An 18809-nucleotide genomic window follows, 5' to 3' on the forward strand; every position below is an offset into this window, starting at 1 on the left:
TGCGTGTATGATCCTATGCGGCCTACAATAGTACGATATCATTGTCAGGATTCAGCATCATAACAACATTTACACATCTTGTTTTATTTTATAAAGACCCCGACCCCCACAACTTCTCCACATTGTTTAAACCGTCGCCAGCGAAAGATGTGAAAAAGAGACAGGAAAATAGATCCGCCCAGGGCCCGCCAGCACGGCGGCGCGGATCCCCGCCTCGTCCGCCTGCGGCGCGCCGGCCGCGCGGGTCGCGAAGACCACCGGGACTTCGCCCAGGTCGGCATCGGGCGCGCCCACCACGCAGCAGGCCGCCACGCCGGGCAGCGCCGCCACCACGCCCTCCACCAGCGCTGGCGAGATGTTCTCGCCGCCACGGATGATCACGTCCTTGATGCGCCCGGTGATGGTCAGATAGCCGTCGGCGTCGAAGCGACCCACGTCGCCGGTGTGCAGCCGCCCGTCCGCCACGCCGGCCTGACCCTGCGCGCCCAGATAGCCCAGCATCAGGCTGTCGCCCTCGATGCAGATCTCGCCCTCGCCGCCAGCTGGCGCCGCGCTGCCGTCGGGCTGGCGCAGGACCACGCGCTGGCCGGCCAGCACCGTGCCCACCGTGCCCACGCGCCGCGCGCCGGGCGGATTCATGGTCGAGGTGCAGGTCGCCTCCGACAGGCCGTAGGACACCAGCAGCGGGCAGCCCAGGAAAGCCTCGATGCGCCGGTGCAGCGCCTCGGTGATCGGCGCCGAGCCGCAACGCGCGTAGCGCAGGCCCGCCAGGCTGGCAGGTTCGAATGCCAGGTCCAGCATGCGCGCGTACATGGTCGGCACGCCGGTCATGATGGTGGGCCGCCAGCGCGCCAGCAGCCCCGGCATGTCCTCGGCGCGGAAGCGTGCGGCCAGCGCCACGCGGGCCCCGGCCAGCAGCGGCGTGAAGACCTGGTTGTTCAGCGCGTTGGTGTGATGCAGCGGCATAACATGCAGCAGCCGGTCGTCCGGCGTCAGGCCGCTATGCGCCAGCACGCCGCGCGCATTGTTCATCAGCCCGCGATGACTCAGCAGCACGCCCTTGGGATGGCCGGTGCTGCCGGAGGTGAACAGCAGCAGCGCAGGCGCGTCCGGCGCCAGCGCCTGCGCCCAGGCGGGTTCGCCCAGCGCCAGGCGCTCGGCGGGCAGCAGGCGGGCCGCCGGCAGCCCGGACGCGGCGGCCGTGCCCGCGTGCGCGGGGTCGTGCAGCATCCAGGCCAGTCCCACCGCGGCGACGCGGCGCGCGGTTTCCTCATCGGCCAGGCGCGGTTCCAGCGGACACGGGCAGGCGCCTGCCGCCATCGCGCCCAGGATCGCGATCAGTTGCTCCAGCGAACGCTCCATCGCCACGGCGACGAAGTCGCCCGCTGCCACGCCCGCCGCGCGCAAGGCACCCGCGGCGCGGGCCACGCGCTCATGCAGCGCCGCGTAGTCCAGCGTGGCGTCTTCGGCGACCAGGGCGGGCAACCGCGCCCGGTCCGGCCGGGTCCAACTGCGCGCGTAGGCCGCCACCAGCGTGGCATCGGTGTCGTTCATACCAGTGTCTCCAGGCGATCGGGGCCGCATGGATCCGGCTCTGCCGGGCCATCGCGGCGCCCCCTTGAGGGGGGAGCGCGCCAGCGCTCGGGGGTGGTCCTACTCAGCGCAACGTCACCGCCGCATCGCGTTCGAATTGGCCGTCGGGATCCAGCTCGCGCAAGGCGCGCGCCTCGGCCGGCGTGGGCGGCTCGGTGGGCGCGGCGCCGCTGGCGTCGAACTCGAAGCCGGTACGCTCGCGCACCTCGGCGAGACTCGCCCCCGGATGCCAGGACTGCAAGGCCAGCCGCCCGTCGCGCTTGATGAACACGGCGATCGGCGTGACGACGCCGTGAAAGCCGCCCCAGGACGTGACGAAATCCAGCCTGGGCACCAGCGTGCGCGTCGAGTGCTCGGTGCGCCAGGTGCAGGCGCGCCGCGCCGTGGGCAGCATGACCGCGCCGCCTCCGCCGCCCGGCAGGCGGACCTTGGGCGCGTGCCAGTCGCCGATGCAGGAGTTGTTGGCGCAGCCCTCGCCGTCGATCTGGGCCGCGCCCAGGAAGGTCAGGTCCATGCGGCCGCGCGTGCATAGGTCGTAGAAATCCTCGTTGGCGAAGATCGACGCCGTGTGTTCGGCCAGCACAGGATCGGAGCTGGACAGCGGCACGTGCGAGGGCCTAGGATCCACGCCGCCCGCCACGTTGATGTAGACGTAGTCCCAGTCATAGGCGCGCTTGGCCAGCAGGCAGGCCAGCATCGGCATGGTGGAATTGACGCCGCTGAAGGTGATCTCGTCCGGGCGGATGAAGCGCGCCAGGTTGGTCACGATGTAGGAAAAGCCCGACCATTGCTCAGCCATGGCTGGCCTCCTTCGCTTCCGGCGCCGCCGCCAGGTGGGCGGCCAGTTCGCTGTTCTTGTCCATGTAGGCCTCGACGGCCGGGTAGTCGATCTCGTAGGCCGGCCAGCATGAGCCAGGCCAGGCGCTGCCTGGCGCCACGGCGTAGGCCTGCACCATGAAATACGGCACCAGCGTGGACTCGGGCTGGGCCTCGAACACCGCGCTGTCGACCCGTTTCTCGGCCACCACCAACACGCTGCCGGCGGCGCGCGACATGATGCGGTCCCAGTGCGCGGTGCCGCTCACGCGCACATTGCCCTGCGCGTCGATCTCGGACGCCTGGATCACGGCAAAGTCCGGCCGCACCGCCGGCACCACCCAGGTCCGCTGGCCGCTGCCGTAGGGATCGTCGATGCATTTCCAGCCATTCAGTTCGGGCAGGCCGCTGCCATGCAGGCCGCCGCAGGGCTGGAACGGCACGCCGAACGCCGCCGCCCGCAGGCCGGCCGTGAGGCTGGCGCAGGCATGCTCTTCCAGTTCGACCTCGCCGCGCTCGATCGCCTTGCGGTACCAGGGCGCCAGGCCGAAGTTGCCTTCCATGGCCACGATGCCGGCGCGCACGCGGCGCAGCGCGCCGGCGCGGCACAGAATGTCCACGTCGTAGCCGGGCGACTGCTTGATCAGTTCCAGGTTGCGCTTGCCCTGCCGGATCAGTTCGCGCACGAAACCGAACGGCCCGCGATGCAGGAAGCTGCCGCCCAGCGCGATGCTGGCGCCGTCCGGCACCATGGCGGCCAGTTCCGCCAGCGTGCGCTGCTTGTTCTTCTGGTTGTATCCCGAACCCATCTTGTCTCCTTGTCCCGCCGCGCGGCTAGCGGGCCTGCAAATAGGCGGCCACGCGGGCCTTGAGCCCCGGCTCGGCGGCCGAGCGCGTCAGCCGTGCCAGGTCGGCGTCCGGCGCCTCGAGCGACAGCGCGGCGTACAGCTGCGCGCGGCTCGCATCGGTCAGCGCGGACGCGACGGCCAGCGCCTCGTCCGCCGCCGCCGGCCATTCGTCTTGCGCCGCCAGCCGGCTGACGAAGCCGTCGCGCAAAGCCGCTTCGGCGTCGAAGGTCGCGGCCTGTTCCAGGATGGTCCGCGCGCGCTCGGCGCCCACCAGCGCGGCGAAGCGCCGCGTGCCCAGCACCAGCCCGAACTTCAGCCCCGGCATGCGGAAGCTGGCCTCGGGCGCGGCCAGCCGCCACTTGCAGGCGCCGAACAAATCCACGCCGGCGCCGAAGTTGCGGCCATGCGCCAGCGCCACCGTCAGGCAGGACGAAGCCGCCACGCGCTGCAGCAGCATCTCGATGCGCACGAAGCGCAGCAGCAGGTCGCCCTCGCTCTGCGATTCCCAATCGCCGAAGTCGAAGCCCGCGCTGAAATTGCGGCCCTCGCCCTGGAACACGATGGCGCGCGCCTGTTCGGCCTGCGCCCGGTCCACCGCCGCGATCAGCGCCTCGACCAGCCCGGCCGACAGCGCATTCATCTTGTCAGGGCGCGCCAGCGTCAGCAGATGCAGCGCGCCGCGCCGCTCGACCCGCAGGCCGTCCGTTTCCGTGATGCCGCTCATGCCGTCTCCTTGCGCCGCGCGCGCAACGCGCCCAGCACTTCCTCGTTGTGCTCGCCCAGCGCGGGCGGGCGGCGACGCAGCGCCGTGGTCTGGCCGTCGAAACGCACAGGCAGGCCGAAAGTGCGCGTGCGCACGCCGTTGGGCAGCTCCAGCGGCTGCACCCAGCCCATGTGCTCGACCTGCGGATCGGCCAGCACTTCCGAATAGGTGTTGATCGGCGCGCAGGGCACGCCCGCCTCGCGAAAGCGCGCCAGCCAGGACGCGGCCTCGTCGCCGGCGAAGATGGCTTCCAGGATCTCGCGCAGCGCGTCCTGGTTGCGGGCGCGCAGGCTGGTATCGGCGAAACGGGCGTCGGCCAGCAGGTCGTCGCGACCGACCACCGCGCACACGCTCTTCCACAGCGCCTGGTTGCCGGCGGCCATGCCGAAGTACCCGCCCTTGCAGCGGAACGCCTGGTAGGGCGCGTTGCGCGGATGGGCGGAGCCGAGCTTGACCGGATCGCGCCCGCTGCCGAAGAACTCCGAGGTCTGCAGCGCGGCGATGCCCAGCGTGGCGCCCAGCATGGGCACATCGATGTGCGCGCCCTGCCCGCTGGCCTGCGCCGCGCGCAGCGCCGAGGCGATGGCGAAGGCGCCATACAGCCCGGCCGAGAAGTCCGCCAGCGGCACGCCGCACTTGACGGGTTCGCCGCCGGCCTCGCCGGTGACGCTCATGATGCCGCTCATGGCCTGGATGGTGAGATCGAAGCCGCCTTCCTGCGCGCGCGGGCCGGACTGGCCGTAGGCCGAGATCGAGCAATACACCAGCCGGGGATTGCGCGCCTTCAATGCCTCGTAGCCCAGGCCCAGCCGGTCCATCACGCCGGGCCGGTTGTTCTCGATCAGCACGTCGACGGTGAGCGCCAGCTCGCGCGCCAGTTCCAGGTCCCCGGGGTCCTTGAGATTCAAGGTCACTGAGCGCTTGTTGCGATTGAGCGAGGCGAAGTTCTCGCTGTAGCCGTCGGAGATCGGCGGCCAGCTGCGCAGCGTGTCGCCGCCGTCCGGGTTCTCGACCTTGATCACGTCGGCGCCCATGTCCGCCAGCAGCATGCCGCAGAACGGCCCCGCCGCCACATTGCAAATCTCCAGCACCGTGATGCCGGCCAGCGCCGAACTGGGTGTCATGTCTGACCTCTCGTTATGAAAATTCAATATTTGGGATACGGAAAATAATCTATAGCGACGAATCCGGCAATGGCACCATGGGCGGCCTGCTTGCCTGGCCATACCGGAAATTCCTATGAGGCTTAGAGCATTCCCTAGGTCCACTGCTTAATCGTTGACCAGCATATCACCGTGTGGAATTCTAGGTAAACCATTTATTGAAATTCAAGTCCTATTTTTTAGGACACATAAGGATCGACCCCGAGCAGGAAGGTCCGCATCCCCCCAAGGAGACAGTCATGAGAACACTCGCCGTATTCGCCGCTGCCGCCCTGGCGCTAGGACTGGCGGCCGGCCCCGCGCAGGCGGCCGACGCCTGGCCCGGCAAGCCCGTGCGCATGGTCGTGCCCTTCCCGCCCGGCGGCGCCACCGACGCCGCCGCGCGCATCTACGCCCAGCACCTGGGCGACTATCTGGGCCAGAGCGTGGTGGTCGAGAACAAGGCCGGCGCCGGCGGCGAGATCGGCGCGGAGTACGTGGCCAAGTCGGCCCCCGACGGCTACACGCTGCTGATGGGCGCGGTGGGCAGCCATGCGATCCACGCCGCCATGCCCGACAAGCCCGGCTATGACTTCGGCACGGCCTTCGTCGGCGTGTCGATGGCGACCAGCATGCCCATGGCGGTGGCGGTCAACAGCAAGGTGCCGGCGCGCAATGTGCAGGAACTGATCGCGCTGGCCAAGGCCAAGCCGGGCTCCATCACCTATGGCTCGGCCGGGCCGGGCACCTCGCAGCACATGGCCGGCGAGCTGTTCCAGGTGGTCACCGGCACGCGGCTGATGCACGTGCCGTACCGCGGCAGCGGGCCGGCCATCACCGACCTGCTCGGCGGCCAGATCGACATGGTCATCGAGACCCTGCCCGCGCTGCTGCCGCAGGCCGCCAGCGGCAAGATCCGGCTGCTGGCCGTGACCACGCCCACGCGCGCCTCGGCCTTGCCCGAGCTGCCCACGCTGATCGAACAGGGCGTGAAGGACTATTCGGTGGCCACCACCTACGCCCTGCTGGCGCCGGCAGGCACGCCGGCCGCCATCGTGGACAAGCTCTCGGCCGGCATGCAGAAGGCCGCCGCGATGGAATCGGTGAAGCAGGCGGCGCAGAAGCTCGGCGCCGACGCCGTCGCCACCTCGCCGGCCGACACCCGGCGCATGTTGCAGCAGGAGACCGCCCGCTGGGCCGAGGTCGTGCGCCTGTCGGCGGCCAAATGACGGCCGCCCCCGACACGCGCGACATCCAGGCCGTCGACCTGGCCATCATCGGCGGCGGATCGGTCGGCGTCAGCCTGCTGCTCCAGTTTCTGCTGTCGCTGCCCGCCGGCGGCGGCCGGCCGCTCAGCCTGCGCTTGTACGAACCGCAGGAGCGTCCCGGGCCGGGCGGCGCCTACCAGGACGATCTGCGCAGCAACCTGCTCAACATCCCGGCTGGCAATATGTCGGCGCTGGCCGACGAGCGCCTGGATTTCGTGGACTGGCTGCGCCGGCAGGATCCCGCCTGGCTGGCCGGCCACGGGGTGGAAGGCGCGATCGATCCGGGCGACTTCCTGCCCCGGCCCTTGTTCGGCGCCTACATGGCCCACGCCTACGAGCGGGCGCGCGCGCTGGCGCCAGGCCGAGGCGTGACGCTGGAACACGTGCGCGCACGCGTCGCCGGCATCACGCCGCTGGCGGACGGACGCGTGCGGGTGTTGGCGGAATCGGGACAGCCCTGTTTGGCGCGGCGCGTGGCGCTGTGCAACGGCAACCTGCCCTCGCGCGCCTTCCCGGCGCTGGAAGCCACGCCCGGCTACTTCAACAGCCCCTATCCGGTCAGCGAGCTGGCGGCCGGCATCGCGCCCGACGCCACGGTCTGCGTGATCGGCACCAGCCTGAGCGCGGTCGATGCCGTGGCCGCGCTGCAGCAGGCCGGGCATCGCGGTCCGCTCATCTGCGCATCACGCAATGGCCGGCTGCCCTCGGTGCGCAGTCCGCATAACCGGCCCCCGCCGCAAGGCCTGGCCGAACTGAGCCGCGATGGCGCGCTGAAACTGGCGAACGCGCACGGCGGCGCGCTGACGCTGGAACGGATCGCCGCGGCGCTGGACCGCGAGGTGCGGGCGCTGGGCGGCACGATCGACGCCGAAGACATCCTGGGCGGTAACGGCGACGCGCGGACCGCGCTGGACGACGAGATCCGCCGTTCCGAACACGGCGCGCGCCCATGGCAGGCGGTGGCCGCGGCAACCAACGCGGCCGTGGACCTGATCTGGCATCTGCTGCCGGACGCCGAGCGCGCGCGCTTCCAGTCGCAATGGCGCGCGCTGTGGATGGCGCGCCGCGCCAACTTTCCGATGCGCAACGCGCGCAAGCTGCAGGCGCTGTTCCGCGCCGGCCAGCTCGAGGTGCTGAGCGGCTACGTCGACAGCCGCCATGACGCCGCCGGCGGCTTCGTGACCCGCCTGCGCACGCCGGCGGGCGAGCGCGAGCTGCGCAGCCGCTATCTGATCAACGCCACCAGTTTCTCCGTCGACGCGGCCGGCGCCGCCGACCCTCTGGTGTCGGCGCTGCTGCGCGACGGCCACGGGCAGGCGCATCCGCATGGCGGGCTGGCGCTGGACTACGCCAGCGGCAGCCTGCTGGACGCTGGCGGCGCCGCGCAAGCCGCGATCACCGTACTGGGCAGCCTGGCGGGCGGCACCTACTTCTGGACCACGTCCATGGACGTGAACGCCCGCCTGGCGCGGGACCAGGCGCGGCGCATCGCCGCCGCGCTCGCGGACGCCGGCGCTACTGCCCCAGGAAGCCGCCGCGATACCCCATGCCCTGGGATATCGCCTGCGCACAGGCCGCCACGTCCGGCGCCAGCTGCTTCATCCGGGCCGCGCTGAGCCGGTCCAGCGGACCGGAGATGCCCACGGCCGCCACGGGCTGGTCCAGGCTGTTGAACAGCGCCACGGCCAGCCCGCCCACGCCTTCGCGCCATTCGCCGCGATTGATAGCGTAGCCGGCGCGCACCACCTTGCGCAGCTCGTCCTTGAGCAGCGGCATGGTGACGATGGTGACCGGCGTGTGCCGCTGCAACTGGTCCGCATAGCGCTCGACGTAGCCGTCGGACTGATAGGCCAGCAGCGCCTTGCCGGTGGCCACGGCGTAGGCCGGCGCGCGTCCGCCGATCATGGAATAGGCGCGGATGGGCTGCGGACTGTCGATCTTGTCCACGTACACCACGTCGAAGCCGTCCAGCACCGACAGGTGCACGGTCTCGCCGGTCTGGTCGGCCAGCGTGCGCATGTAGGGCGCTGCCAGCTTGCGCACATCCAGCTGCGCCAGCTGCCGCGCGGCCAGTTCGAACAGCCGCACCGCGCCGCGATAGCCGCCGCCCTCGTCGTCCTTGATCACATAGCCGGCATGGATCAGCGTCTGCAGCGTGCGATGGGTATTGCTGCGGGTCAGTCCCACGCGGGCGGCCAGCGCGTCGATGGTGCGCGGCGGATTGTCCACGTCGGTGACCGCCTCCAGCACCATCAGCCCCTTGAGCAGCGTCTTGTCCATATCGTCTTTTTCCTAATATTTAGGACGAGACCATAGCATGAGACGTCAAGCGCGGACAGGTCCGCGCGCCCTGGGGTCGCGCCTGTCAGGCCGAGGCGGCCAGCCCGGCCCGCACCGCTAGCGAACGGTCCCAGAGATTGGGAACGCTGGTCGATGAATAGCCCGACACGAAGGGCTTGGCCACGCCGGTGGCCGGATCATAGACATGGCGCGACACCGCGCCGATGTTGCCGCCATACAGGTGCACGCTGATCGACACGCGATCGGCATGCGCGTTGAATACCTGATGGATATCGCCTTCCTCGGGCGCCAGCCGCTCCACGTCGCCCGGCATCAGGGTCGATGCCGCGCCCGCCGGCCGCAGGCCGCCATCGGCCTCTCGCACGTAGCGCTGGTTGATCTCCGCCCCGCGCAGCATGCCCACGTAGCCCCAGACCTCGTGATCGTGCACCGGCGTGCTCTGGCCCGGCCCCCAGACGAAACTGACCATGGAGAAACGCTCCAGCGGGTCGCAATGCAGCAGGTACTGCTGGTAATACTGTGGATGCGGCACGGTACAGGCCTCGGGCAGCCAGTCATCATGCCGCAGCAGCTCCGCGAACGCGGACTCCAGCGCCGGGCTTTGCGCCAGGCCCGCCGGGCCGGCCAGCCGCGTGGCGGTGGCGATGAAGGAACGGAGCCGGTCCAGGCCCGCGATCGGTTCAGGCATTGCTAGTCTCCCAGGTCGGGCGGCGGGCGAATCCGCCCTGGCCCCGTTGATGTTCCCAAAATCCTGGCGCCAGTATCCACGATTCGGGACCCCGCAAGCGCAATGCCCATGCGCCGCTCGCGGCGATTGCAACAAACATGGCGATTGCTCCCCGGCTTGACAGGCATGCCCGCGTACAGGCAGCGTAGCGAACCATCGATCAGGTTGAACATGCACCACGCCACCGACTTCCCCACGCGCCCCGCTTGCGCCCGTCCGCGATGACCGGCCCGCAGCACGACATTCCCGCCGCGCTGGCGCAGGCCCTGCGGCAAAGCAGGCGGCCCGTGGTCTTCACGGGCGCGGGCGTATCCGCCGAGAGCGGCATCGCGACGTTCCGCGACGCGCTCACCGGGCTGTGGTCGCGCTTCGACGCGCAGGCCCTGGCCACGCCCGAGGCCTTCCGCGCCCATCCCGACCTGGTCTGGGGCTGGTATGAATGGCGACGCGAGCAGGCCCTGCGCGCCCGGCCGAATGCCGCGCACCTGGCCATCGCCAGGCTGGCCGCGCATGCGCCGGCGCTCACCGTGATCACCCAGAACGTGGACGATCTGCACGAGCGCGCGGGCAGTCCGAAAGTGCTGCATCTGCATGGCAGCCTGCACGCGCCGCGCTGCGCCGATTGCCGCGCGCCCTGGAGTCGCAGCGAGCCCGCGAGATCTGACGCCTCGGCAGCCGGCACTGCGGCAATCGATACCGAGACAGCCGACGCTGCCGCAGCCGACTGGGTGACAAGCAGCGCGGCCTCGTCCGGCGCGCCGAACGGGAAACAGGACGAAGGCCGCCGCATCGAGCCGCCGCGCTGCGCCGCTTGCGGCGGTCCCGTGCGGCCCGGCGTCGTCTGGTTCGGGGAAAGCCTGCCCGCCGACGCCTGGCGCGCGGCCCAGCTCGCCGCCGAGCAATGCGACCTGCTGCTGAGCATCGGCACCTCGGCCCTGGTCTATCCCGCCGCGGAGCTGCCGCAACGCGCGCTGGCCGCGGGCGCTGTCGTCGCGCAGGTCAATCCGGCCGCCACGCCGATGGACGCGCGCGTGAAGTTCAATCTGCGCGGCCAGGCCGCCGACGTGCTGCCCAGGTTGCTGCAAAGCGCGGGGATCTGAACCGGCGACCGCGAACGCGGGCCACGCCGTGCGCATTATCCGCACATGGCGCCCGCATGGCTATCAGCCACGCGCATCATGCGTGCCCTGCCGCGCCTGCGGCGATCACCACTTGCAGCCGCTGTCCGTGACCGTATCAGCCAAAAGAAAGGGCAGCGCCAGCAGGCCCTTGGATGCATGCGCATCGCGGCAAGGCGGACGCGCGGCCTTCTCCATCTCGCGCGACAGCACGGTGCGTTCGGCCGGCGCCTTGGGCGCGAGCCTGGGCACGGGTTCGCCGCGCGCGCGCCGTTCGCCGGGCGCGGCCGAGTCCGACGGCTGCCAACCGAAATCGCGTGACGCAGGCGCTGGCGCGCCGGCGGACGGCGCATCAGCCGGCTTGCCCGCGCGAGGCTCGGACTGGACGCGAGGTCGCGCTGCTGCTGGCTGCGTGTCTGTCTGCATGTTTTTTTGAGTGTTCGTCTGCGTGGGCGACGGCTGCGCACGCGATGGCTCGGCGCGCTCGGGCTGTGCTCGCGGCACCTTCGCCGCCGGCGTCTCCACGGAACCCCGCGCGGGCGCCGCGACCTGCCCGCTCTCGCCGCGTGGCGACGCGCTGCGCTCGACGCGTGGAGTCGGCGGCGCAAGCAGCTCCACGAACATGGATTCGGAATCAGACGGCATGGCCGGCGGAATCGGCGACGGCGTCATGCCGCGCCAGATCAGGCTTCCGATGCCCACATGCAAGGCGCAGGCCAGCAAGGCCGCGATCCACGACGTTGCGCGCCTGCCGCGCGCATTCCCGCCATCCCAGCCCAGGCCGTTGACATGGCCGGCGGCAAGCATCGGGACCATCTGCAATACTCGACTGACAAGCCCGATTCCAAGGGCGACCAGGGGATGATAGCCCTCGCGCCGGTGAAGATTTGTGAAGTTGTAGCCGAGTCCTGTGAGCGCTACGCGCGAGCCGCCACGAAACGAGGGGAAACCCCAAATTCCAGGGCGCTCGCGATGGACTTAAAGTGGCAAGACACCATCCGGCCCTGGAGAGCATCATTCCATTTTCCTGGAGACTTCCCGACGTGTTCGTGCGCTCGCCCGACGGTGCCCTGCACCGCGTGGTGCGGCATGCCACGACCACGGAAACCATTGCCAAGCTTGAGAGCATTCCCAGCGACTATCACCTGGATTGCCAGTGCATGCTCGACAATGGGGAAGCCCTGGCCTGGATCGGCGACAACCGCTACCGCCAGGTCGATGGCGGCAAGGTCTACACGGCGGTGCGGCCCCAGCATGCCCAGGGCGAGACTCGCCAGCAGAATCCGGACGCCGAGCCCGCGCTGGACGCCTGCCGGACGCAGGCGGCTCCGACCGCGCAGCCTCCGTCCAGGACCGAGTTACCATTGGCTGTGATCAACTTGAAAACCGGCAACGACTGGAGCCTGATCCGCGCCTGGCGCGAGCACCTGAACATCAGCACCGCTGACATGGCTGCCCGGCTTGGAGTGGACCACTCCATTTATATCGAACTGGAACGGCCGCGGCCGCGCCCCCGCCAGATCATCCTGGAGCGGGTATCGGCAGCGCTGGGGGTATCGCCCGAACAGCTCGACGACTCGTCTTTCGGCGGACACATGCATTGATGCCCGCTGGCGAGAGGGTTTCGGCGCCGTAGCAGGGAATGGCCCGCGCATGAGGGGAGATGGAAAAATGCTCGGAACAGCAAGAAGATTGACCGACGTCCTGGCCACCGCGCCGGACGGCACGCTATACCGGATCGAGCGCTTCGTCTCGGACCCCGACGCCTACTCGGCCATGGGCACCTCGCGCTTCGATCCCCGGACGCATTGCGTCTGCCGCACCAGCTCCGGCGAGAAGGTCGCCTGGCTGGGCGGACAAACCTACCAGCTGCTCAAGAGCGGCACTTCGCTGACCGCGGTCGACCGACGACGCGGCTGATGTCCGGTCCTGCTAGTGTGCTGTCCCGTAGGTACGTGCGCATGACGAAATTCATCCATAGACGTCAGGGCTAGGCGCAAACCGCAGTGATACCCGTAGGTATCACGAGGATTTGCAACGACGCCATGGCGGCTAGGGGTGGATTTCGTGCGGGCGTATCTGCGGGACAGCACACTAGGGCGCGAAGCGCGCCACTACAAAGTTCACGAACGTGGTGAGCTTGGGCAGCGCCTGCCTGTCCTTCGGATAGAGCAGCGAAATCGGCCGCGCCACCGGCCAATAGGGCCGCAATATCGGCGTCAGCCTGCCCGCGCGCACGTCATCGGCCAGCAGCAGCTCCGGCTGCAGCACGATGCCGAATCCCGCCAGCGCCGCCTGCCGCAGCGCCTGGCCGTTGTTGGACACGAAGCGGCCGCTGGGATAGCCCGTCTCGCCGCCATCGCCATTGCCCAGGCGCCAGCCGGTGCGACGGCTCCAGTACGAGAAATCCAAGCATTGATGCCGGACCAGGTCGGCGGGCGTGGCCGGCGTGCCGTAGCGTTCCAGATACGAAGGCGCCGCGCAGACCATCATCTGATAGCGGCCCAGCCCGCGCGCGATCAGTCCGGAATCCGCCGGTTCGCCGATGCGCACAGCCAGGTCGTAGCGCGAGGCGACCAGGTCTTCCACCAGATCGCTCAATGACAGCTCCACGCTCACGTCCGGATAGGTGGACAGGTAGTCGGCAATGACCGGCGTCAGGGCGAAGGAACCGAAGGACACGGTCGAGGTAATGCGCAGATTGCCGCGCGGCGCCTCGCGCATGGCCTCGGCGCCCTGCTCGGCATCGCGGATCTCGGCCAGGATGGCCTTGCAGCGCGCGAAGTACGCCTGCCCGGCCTCGGTGAGACTCTGGCGGCGCGTGGTGCGCACCATCAGCCGCAGCCCCAGGCGCGTCTCCAGGCTCTTCAAATGCTTGGCCGCCATGGCCGGCGACATGTCGTGCAGCGCGGCCGCCGCGGTCAGGCTGCCCAGCTCCACGACAGCCACGAACACTTCCATGCTGAGCAGGCGGTCCATGAATTACTGACTCCAGGTATGAAGTATTCCAACCATTCTAGGATTTTTCGTAAGGAATCGGGCGGCCAGAATGCTTGCATGCGCCGGCCTTTTGCCAGCGCCCGCAACCAGACTCACGGAGATCCCATGAAAATCGTACTCATCGGCGCCAGCGGCACCGTCGGCAGCGCCATCGTCCAGGAACTGGGCCAGCGCCACGACATCATCGCGGTCGGCAGGAACAGTGGCCAGCATCAAGTCGACATCACCCGCAGCGACAGCATCCGCGCGATGTTCGAGCGCATCGGCAAGGTCGACGCCATCGTGTCGGCCACGGGCGGCCTGCATTTCGGCCCCCTGTCGGAAATGACGGCCGAGCAGTTCAAGATCGGCCTGCACGACAAGCTGCTGGGCCAGGTGGACCTGGCGCTGATCGGACAGCACTACCTCAACGAAGGCGGCTCCATCACGCTGACCAGCGGCATCGTCAGCGCCGAACCCATCCGCTACGGCGCCAACGCCTCGGCCGTGAACTCGGCCATCGACGGCTTCGTGCGCGGCGCGGCGGTGGAACTGCAAGGCCGTCGCATCAACGCCGTCAGCCCCAGCGTGCTGCAGGAATCCTGGGGCAGCTACGGCCCGTACTTCCTGGGCTTCGAGGCGGTGCCGGCCCAGCGCGTGGCGCTGGCCTACAGCCGCAGCGTGGAAGGCGCGCAGACCGGACGCGTGTTCCAGGTCTGGTAAGCGCGGCGCCAGACGCAACGCCGCGGTATCAGGCCGCCAGGTCGCGGGTGTAGGTGTAGAAGACCTCGTCGCGCACCCAGCCCAGCGATTCGTACAGCGACTGCGCGGTGGCGTTGTTCCGGGCCGTGGTCAGGTCCATGCGCTTGCAGCCGTGCTCGCGCGCATGCGTCTCCGCCGCGCGCAGCAAGGCCCGGCCCGCGCCGCTCTTGCGCGCGGCCGGCGCGACGAACAGGTCGTATAGCACGTAGATGGGCGCGGCGATCACGGAGCAGAACGACGGGTACATCTGGCAGAAGCCCACCGGCGCGCCATCCTGGCTGGCCAGCAGGATCACCGATTCGCCGCGTTCCAGGCGCGCGCTGATGAAGGCCAGCGCGACGGCGGCGTCCGCCGGCTGCTCGTAGAACTGGCGATACGCATCGAACAAGGGCGCGATGCGGGCGGCGTCGGCGACGCCGGCGTGGCGGATGTCGAGCTGGCTCATGAGTGCTGAGGCAATCCTGTCAGTGACTGATGAAAGCGCCGGCGCGGCTTCGGCGCAAAGCAAAGCGGCTTGATGCGCAATGTCATCAAGCCGCTTTCGATATGGGTGGCGCGCCCGGCAGGATTCGAACCTACGACCCCCTGGTTCGTAGCCAGGTACTCTATCCAGCTGAGCTACGGGCGCGCTAAAGAGGCGTGTTTATACCATGAATAAGGCGGGGCTCGCAAATGCACAACATGCGAGGCCGCATACGGCCCGCGCACAATCCGCGCGTCCTTGCGCCAGCGCAAATGGCGCGGCGCATGCCCGGCGTAGTCTGGGGACAAGCAGGCCGGGATGCCATGGCGCAAGGCGCGCGCGGCCCCAGGCTCGCATGACGCACGAGGAGACCCCATGGCAAAGAAATTCCCGCTCCATCCCAAACACCCCGAACGCATCTGCTGGGGCTGCGACCGCTATTGCGCGGCCGACGCCATGGCCTGTGGCAACGGCTCCGACCGCAGCATGCATCCAGCCGAGCTGCTGGGCGACGACTGGTACACGGTGGGCAACTGGGGATTGGAAGTGGAAGCCGACGCGGCATCGCGCGATGCCAACGGCAAGACGCTGGAACGCTAGGCTCGGGCCGGCAAGAGTAAGACAAAAACCACGCAACAAAACAAAAAGGCCTTCGATCAATGATCAAAGGCCTTCTCATCTGTCTTTTTCAAGACTTGGCGCGCCCGGCAGGATTCGAACCTACGACCCCCTGGTTCGTAGCCAGGTACTCTATCCAGCTGAGCTACGGGCGCTCCGGTGAAGAGGCAAAATTATATCAGATAATTCGCCGCACTTCCGGCAATTCGTCACGGCATTGCCATACTACGAATTGCATACTACGCACTGCATACCACTTGCTTCGGCATCCAGGCCCTCTTTCAAGAACTTGGCGCGCCCGGCAGGATTCGAACCTACGACCCCCTGGTTCGTAGCCAGGTACTCTATCCAGCTGAGCTACGGGCGCGTTTCAAAGCAAGCCTTGAATAATAGCGTTGTTTCGAAAACTGCGCAAGTCGCCAGAGTCTGCCACGCAATGCCATGGCGTCAGAACAGCGACATGCGCAGCCGCGCAGGCAGGTTCGTACAAGCACTCTGCACATGCGTCTGCAATGAAGGTTCAATCTACGCCGGCGCATGCGGAAGGATCCGTTGGCAATGCGTCAACATCAGACATGCGCGGCATACGCAAACAACAGGTCAGACGGCCATGCCCCGCCTGAAAAAGAAAAACCCGCAACAGCTTGCACTGTTGCGGGTTTTTGTCTTCGATCCAGTCAGACTGGACCGAAGAGGCGTCTGGCGGAGACGGAGGGATTCGAACCCTCGATGCAGTTTTTAGCCACATACTCCCTTAGCAGGGGAGCCCCTTCAGCCTCTCGGGCACGTCTCCGAAGAGAAAGAGATTCTAGCACGACTTTTTCGGACCTCGCCCGGAACCGGGTACGAATCACGAAAAAATTTGCGCTGGATCCTTGTTCCTCAGGCCTTGGCGGCGGGCGCCTGGTCCAGGCCGAAGGCCTTGTGCAGCGCGCGCACGCCCAGTTCCATGTACTTGTCGTCGATGATCACCGAGGTCTTGATCTCGCTGGTGCTGATCATCTGGATGTTGATGCCTTCCTGCGACAGGGTCTGGAACATCAGGCTGGCCACGCCGACATGCGAACGCATGCCGATGCCGACGATGGAGACCTTGGCGACCTTCTCGTCGGTGGACAGCTCGCGGGCGCCCACGGCCGGAATGACCTCGCGCTTGAGCAGGTCCACGGCGCGCGCGAACTCGTTGCGGTTCACGGTGAACGAGAAGTCGGTCGTGCCGGCCACGGACTGGTTCTGCACGATCATGTCGACGTCGATGTTGGCGGCGGCGACCGGACCCAGGATGGAGAAGGCGATGCCGGGCTTGTCCGGCACGCCCAGCAAGGTGATCTTGGCTTCGTCGCGGCTGAAGGCGATGCCGGAGACAACGGCGGCTTCCATTTTTTCGTCTTCCTCAAAAGTAATCAGCGTGCCCGAATGCATTTCTTCTTCGAGCGGGATGAGCGGGTCGGTCAGCGAGGACAGCACCCGCGTCGGCACACGGTATTTGCCGGCGAATTCGACCGAGCGGATCTGCAGGACCTTGGAGCCCAGCGAAGCCATCTCGAGCATTTCCTCGAACGACACGACCGCCATGCGGCGCGCTTCGGGCACGACGCGCGGGTCGGTCGTGTAGACGCCGTCGACGTCGGTGTAGATCAGGCATTCATCGGCCTTGATCGCCGCCGCCACGGCCACGGCGGAGGTGTCGGAACCGCCACGGCCCAGCGTGGTGATGTGACCGTCGGCGTCCACGCCCTGGAAGCCCGTCACGATGACCACGCGGCCGGCGTCCAGGTCGGCGCGGATGCGCGCGTCGTCGATCGAGGTGATGCGGGCCTTGGTGTAGGACGAGTCGGTGCGCACGGGCACCTGCCAGCCGGCGTAGCTGCGCGCGGCCACGCCTTCGGCCTGCAGCGCGATGGCCAGCAGGCCGCTGCTGGCCTGCTCGCCGGTGGCGGCGATCATGTCGAGCTCGCGGCCATCCGGCACGGGCGAAAGCTCGCGCGCCAGGCCGAGCAGGCGATTGGTCTCGCCCGCCATGGCCGACGGCACCACGACAACCTGGTGGCCTGCGGCGTGCCACTTCGCGACGCGACGCGCCACATTCCTGATGCGCTCGACCGAGCCCATCGAAGTACCGCCATATTTGTGAACGATGAGGGACATCTCGTACTCTGGCTGGGAACCCGCCCCAAGTATGTTGACGGGCAAAACTTCATATTCTAGCGCCACGGTAAAAATTTGCGCAGCCTGGGACTTTCCCTCGGGTTTACCCGCAAAACCGCCCTGCCCGGCCCATGGACAGCGGCGTTCCAGCCAGGCCCGGCCTGGATTCAGCGGCGCTCCAGCCAGACCCGGCCACGATGGCAGCGGATCGCATGGCCGGCCTGCTCGACGCGCAGCTGGCGATCGTGCCCCAGGCTGTGCAGGCCGCGCAGCTGGCGCAGCAGGTCGCGCATGCGCGCTTCCGAAGGCATGCGCGCGCCATTGGCGTCCAGCCACCAGCGCAACACCTGCGCCTGCCGCGCCGGCGACAGCTCGCGCCACGCGCGCAACGAGAAGCTGGCGCCGTCCGGGCCCGGCTCCAGCGCGGCGAAATCCTCGCGCGCCACTTCGTCCAGGATGGACGCCGCCTCAGCCATGTGGCGCGCATGCCGCGCCACGATGCCGCGCCAGCCGGGCCAGCGCGCGTCCAGCGCCGGCGCCAGCAACTCGCGCAGCGCCGCGCGGGTGTAATGGGGATCGGAGTTGGTCGGGTCCTGCACCGCGCGCCAGCCGGTGGCCGCCTCGAAGGCGGCGCAGGCGCGCAGGATGTCATCGCGGTCCTGGTCCAGCCAGGGACGCAGGTAGTCGACCTCGTCGCGGCGCGACAGCGGCGCCATGGCGGCCATGCCGGCCAGCCCGGTGCCGCGCAGCAGGCGCAACAGCACGGTCTCGGCCTGGTCGCCCCGGTGATGCGCCAGCAGCACCAGCGGCGCGCCGTGTTCGCGGGCCAGCCCGGCCAGCGCCCGGTAGCGCGCGTCGCGCGCCGCCGCCTCGATGCCCTTGCCGGCGCCTGCGGCCACGGTCACGCGCGCCTCGTGCGCCGGCAGGCCCAGCAACCGGGCCAGCGCGCGCGTCTGTTCGCTCCAGGCGTCGGCGGCATCCTGCAAGCCGTGATGCACATGGAACAGCAGCAGGTCGATGCCCTGCTCCCGGGCGATGGCGGCCGCATGCAGCGCCAGCATGGCCGAATCGGCGCCGCCGCTGACGGCCACGGCCATGCGCGGCGGACGCGCGGGCAGGCCGGCCAGCGCCTGTCGCAGCGCTTCGGCCAGGGCCGGGGAAAGCGGATGGGAATGGGAACCGGCCGGCGCGCCCGAGGGAATGGCGTCGGGCGCGGTCGGCGTGTTCATGGCGGAACGGGGCGCGTGGACCTCGGCCGCGGCG

At 68.7% G+C, this 18809-nt stretch carries 19 protein-coding genes and 4 tRNA genes; 7 read left to right on the forward strand and 16 right to left on the reverse strand.

What is annotated here, in order from left to right; all coding sequences use genetic code 11:
• Positions 1-126: 126 nt before the first annotated feature.
• The 5 genes from AC6LJ9_RS23025 to AC6LJ9_RS23045 form a co-directional block, all read right to left on the reverse strand.
• On the reverse strand, positions 127-1554 hold the full coding sequence (locus AC6LJ9_RS23025; RefSeq protein WP_498149355.1) for a class I adenylate-forming enzyme family protein: 1428 nt from the start codon (positions 1552-1554) through the stop codon (positions 127-129).
• Between the two features lie 103 nt (positions 1555-1657).
• Positions 1658-2392 (reverse strand): CoA-transferase subunit beta, encoded by a 735-nt coding sequence (locus tag AC6LJ9_RS23030; RefSeq protein ID WP_498149356.1) that lies wholly within the window; start codon positions 2390-2392, stop codon positions 1658-1660.
• Positions 2385-3218 carry a CoA transferase subunit A gene (locus tag AC6LJ9_RS23035; RefSeq protein ID WP_498149357.1) on the reverse strand — a complete coding sequence of 278 codons (834 nt, stop codon included), beginning with the start codon at positions 3216-3218 and terminating at the stop codon, positions 2385-2387. Before AC6LJ9_RS23035 ends, AC6LJ9_RS23030 begins: the two co-directional genes overlap by 8 nt.
• A gap of 25 nt (positions 3219-3243) precedes the next feature.
• Positions 3244-3981 carry an enoyl-CoA hydratase/isomerase family protein gene (locus AC6LJ9_RS23040; protein WP_498149358.1) on the reverse strand — a complete coding sequence of 246 codons (738 nt, stop codon included), beginning with the start codon at positions 3979-3981 and terminating at the stop codon, positions 3244-3246.
• Positions 3978-5144 (reverse strand): CaiB/BaiF CoA transferase family protein, encoded by a 1167-nt coding sequence (locus AC6LJ9_RS23045; RefSeq protein ID WP_498149359.1) that lies wholly within the window; start codon positions 5142-5144, stop codon positions 3978-3980. The genes AC6LJ9_RS23040 and AC6LJ9_RS23045 overlap by 4 nt, the downstream gene beginning before the upstream one ends.
• Before the next feature lie 278 nt (positions 5145-5422).
• Between AC6LJ9_RS23045 and AC6LJ9_RS23050 the strand changes: the two genes are divergently transcribed.
• Together AC6LJ9_RS23050 and AC6LJ9_RS23055 are read left to right on the forward strand one after the other, a co-directional pair.
• The gene (locus AC6LJ9_RS23050) at positions 5423-6391 is read left to right on the forward strand and encodes a tripartite tricarboxylate transporter substrate binding protein (RefSeq protein WP_498149360.1); all 969 of its coding nucleotides are present in this window, start codon (positions 5423-5425) and stop codon (positions 6389-6391) included.
• A complete protein-coding gene (locus tag AC6LJ9_RS23055) occupies positions 6388-8046 on the forward strand; it encodes an FAD/NAD(P)-binding protein (RefSeq protein WP_498149361.1) in 1659 nt (552 codons plus the stop codon). The genes AC6LJ9_RS23050 and AC6LJ9_RS23055 overlap by 4 nt, the downstream gene beginning before the upstream one ends.
• On the opposite strand, the gene AC6LJ9_RS23060 is transcribed toward AC6LJ9_RS23055, so the two are convergent.
• Both AC6LJ9_RS23060 and AC6LJ9_RS23065 read right to left on the reverse strand, forming a co-directional pair.
• The gene (locus AC6LJ9_RS23060; protein WP_498149362.1) at positions 7946-8710 is read right to left on the reverse strand and encodes an IclR family transcriptional regulator; all 765 of its coding nucleotides are present in this window, start codon (positions 8708-8710) and stop codon (positions 7946-7948) included. The two genes, AC6LJ9_RS23055 and AC6LJ9_RS23060, sit on opposite strands and share 101 nt — an antisense overlap.
• A gap of 85 nt (positions 8711-8795) precedes the next feature.
• Entirely contained in the window at positions 8796-9419 is a 624-nt protein-coding gene (locus AC6LJ9_RS23065; protein ID WP_498149363.1) for a cysteine dioxygenase family protein, read from the reverse strand.
• A gap of 260 nt (positions 9420-9679) precedes the next feature.
• Here AC6LJ9_RS23065 and AC6LJ9_RS23070 point away from each other — a divergent pair, with 260 nt between their 5' ends.
• Positions 9680-10558 carry an SIR2 family NAD-dependent protein deacylase gene (locus AC6LJ9_RS23070; protein WP_498149378.1) on the forward strand — a complete coding sequence of 293 codons (879 nt, stop codon included), beginning with the start codon at positions 9680-9682 and terminating at the stop codon, positions 10556-10558.
• A 105-nt stretch (positions 10559-10663) separates the two neighbouring features.
• Here AC6LJ9_RS23070 and AC6LJ9_RS23075 read toward each other — a convergent pair whose 3' ends face one another.
• Entirely contained in the window at positions 10664-11383 is a 720-nt protein-coding gene (locus AC6LJ9_RS23075) for a hypothetical protein (RefSeq protein WP_498149364.1), read from the reverse strand.
• 197 nt (positions 11384-11580) lie between these two features.
• On the opposite strand from AC6LJ9_RS23075, the gene AC6LJ9_RS23080 reads away from it, so the two are divergent.
• A complete protein-coding gene (locus AC6LJ9_RS23080) occupies positions 11581-12180 on the forward strand; it encodes a helix-turn-helix domain-containing protein (RefSeq protein WP_498149379.1) in 600 nt (199 codons plus the stop codon).
• 88 nt (positions 12181-12268) lie between these two features.
• On the forward strand, positions 12269-12496 hold the full coding sequence (locus AC6LJ9_RS23085) for a hypothetical protein (RefSeq protein WP_103275490.1): 228 nt from the start codon (positions 12269-12271) through the stop codon (positions 12494-12496).
• A gap of 174 nt (positions 12497-12670) precedes the next feature.
• Here the strand turns inward: AC6LJ9_RS23085 and AC6LJ9_RS23090 are convergent, their stop codons facing one another.
• Entirely contained in the window at positions 12671-13555 is an 885-nt protein-coding gene (locus AC6LJ9_RS23090) for a LysR family transcriptional regulator (RefSeq protein WP_498149365.1), read from the reverse strand.
• A 126-nt stretch (positions 13556-13681) separates the two neighbouring features.
• Between AC6LJ9_RS23090 and AC6LJ9_RS23095 the strand changes: the two genes are divergently transcribed.
• The gene (locus AC6LJ9_RS23095) at positions 13682-14278 is read left to right on the forward strand and encodes a short chain dehydrogenase (protein ID WP_498149366.1); all 597 of its coding nucleotides are present in this window, start codon (positions 13682-13684) and stop codon (positions 14276-14278) included.
• Between the two features lie 28 nt (positions 14279-14306).
• On the opposite strand, the gene AC6LJ9_RS23100 is transcribed toward AC6LJ9_RS23095, so the two are convergent.
• The gene (locus AC6LJ9_RS23100) at positions 14307-14762 is read right to left on the reverse strand and encodes a GNAT family N-acetyltransferase (protein WP_498149367.1); all 456 of its coding nucleotides are present in this window, start codon (positions 14760-14762) and stop codon (positions 14307-14309) included.
• A gap of 106 nt (positions 14763-14868) precedes the next feature.
• Positions 14869-14945, reverse strand: a tRNA-Arg gene (locus tag AC6LJ9_RS23105).
• 210 nt (positions 14946-15155) lie between these two features.
• Between AC6LJ9_RS23105 and AC6LJ9_RS23110 the strand changes: the two genes are divergently transcribed.
• Positions 15156-15380 carry a DUF3079 domain-containing protein gene (locus tag AC6LJ9_RS23110; RefSeq protein WP_392411468.1) on the forward strand — a complete coding sequence of 75 codons (225 nt, stop codon included), beginning with the start codon at positions 15156-15158 and terminating at the stop codon, positions 15378-15380.
• A gap of 96 nt (positions 15381-15476) precedes the next feature.
• Here AC6LJ9_RS23110 and AC6LJ9_RS23115 read toward each other — a convergent pair.
• From AC6LJ9_RS23115 to tilS, 5 genes are all read right to left on the reverse strand, one after another.
• Positions 15477-15553, reverse strand: a tRNA-Arg gene (locus AC6LJ9_RS23115).
• A 135-nt stretch (positions 15554-15688) separates the two neighbouring features.
• Positions 15689-15765 (reverse strand) — tRNA-Arg (locus tag AC6LJ9_RS23120).
• A gap of 333 nt (positions 15766-16098) precedes the next feature.
• A tRNA-Ser gene (locus AC6LJ9_RS23125) sits at positions 16099-16191 on the reverse strand.
• Positions 16192-16280: 89 nt separating this feature from the next.
• Positions 16281-17546 carry an aspartate kinase gene (locus AC6LJ9_RS23130; protein WP_212314217.1) on the reverse strand — a complete coding sequence of 422 codons (1266 nt, stop codon included), beginning with the start codon at positions 17544-17546 and terminating at the stop codon, positions 16281-16283.
• 167 nt (positions 17547-17713) lie between these two features.
• On the reverse strand, positions 17714-18685 hold the full coding sequence (gene tilS / locus AC6LJ9_RS23135) for a tRNA lysidine(34) synthetase TilS (RefSeq protein WP_498149380.1): 972 nt from the start codon (positions 18683-18685) through the stop codon (positions 17714-17716).
• Positions 18686-18809 lie beyond the last annotated feature (124 nt).

This window comes from Achromobacter sp. 1011811831, assembly GCF_059760905.1.

Excerpts from the sequence above, each read along its gene's own strand:
- AC6LJ9_RS23025 (WP_498149355.1), bottom strand. The coding sequence starts at position 1,554 with ATGAACGACACCGATGCCACGCTGGTGGCGGCCTACGCGCGCAGTTGG.
- AC6LJ9_RS23030 (WP_498149356.1), bottom strand. The coding sequence starts at position 2,392 with ATGGCTGAGCAATGGTCGGGCTTTTCCTACATCGTGACCAACCTGGCG.
- AC6LJ9_RS23035 (WP_498149357.1), bottom strand. The coding sequence starts at position 3,218 with ATGGGTTCGGGATACAACCAGAAGAACAAGCAGCGCACGCTGGCGGAA.
- AC6LJ9_RS23040 (WP_498149358.1), bottom strand. The coding sequence starts at position 3,981 with ATGAGCGGCATCACGGAAACGGACGGCCTGCGGGTCGAGCGGCGCGGC.
- AC6LJ9_RS23045 (WP_498149359.1), bottom strand. The coding sequence starts at position 5,144 with ATGACACCCAGTTCGGCGCTGGCCGGCATCACGGTGCTGGAGATTTGC.
- AC6LJ9_RS23050 (WP_498149360.1), top strand. The coding sequence starts at position 5,423 with ATGAGAACACTCGCCGTATTCGCCGCTGCCGCCCTGGCGCTAGGACTG.
- AC6LJ9_RS23055 (WP_498149361.1), top strand. The coding sequence starts at position 6,388 with ATGACGGCCGCCCCCGACACGCGCGACATCCAGGCCGTCGACCTGGCC.
- AC6LJ9_RS23060 (WP_498149362.1), bottom strand. The coding sequence starts at position 8,710 with ATGGACAAGACGCTGCTCAAGGGGCTGATGGTGCTGGAGGCGGTCACC.
- AC6LJ9_RS23065 (WP_498149363.1), bottom strand. The coding sequence starts at position 9,419 with ATGCCTGAACCGATCGCGGGCCTGGACCGGCTCCGTTCCTTCATCGCC.
- AC6LJ9_RS23070 (WP_498149378.1), top strand. The coding sequence starts at position 9,680 with ATGACCGGCCCGCAGCACGACATTCCCGCCGCGCTGGCGCAGGCCCTG.
- AC6LJ9_RS23075 (WP_498149364.1), bottom strand. The coding sequence starts at position 11,383 with ATGCTTGCCGCCGGCCATGTCAACGGCCTGGGCTGGGATGGCGGGAAT.
- AC6LJ9_RS23090 (WP_498149365.1), bottom strand. The coding sequence starts at position 13,555 with ATGGACCGCCTGCTCAGCATGGAAGTGTTCGTGGCTGTCGTGGAGCTG.
- AC6LJ9_RS23095 (WP_498149366.1), top strand. The coding sequence starts at position 13,682 with ATGAAAATCGTACTCATCGGCGCCAGCGGCACCGTCGGCAGCGCCATC.
- AC6LJ9_RS23100 (WP_498149367.1), bottom strand. The coding sequence starts at position 14,762 with ATGAGCCAGCTCGACATCCGCCACGCCGGCGTCGCCGACGCCGCCCGC.
- AC6LJ9_RS23110 (WP_392411468.1), top strand. The coding sequence starts at position 15,156 with ATGGCAAAGAAATTCCCGCTCCATCCCAAACACCCCGAACGCATCTGC.
- AC6LJ9_RS23130 (WP_212314217.1), bottom strand. The coding sequence starts at position 17,546 with ATGTCCCTCATCGTTCACAAATATGGCGGTACTTCGATGGGCTCGGTC.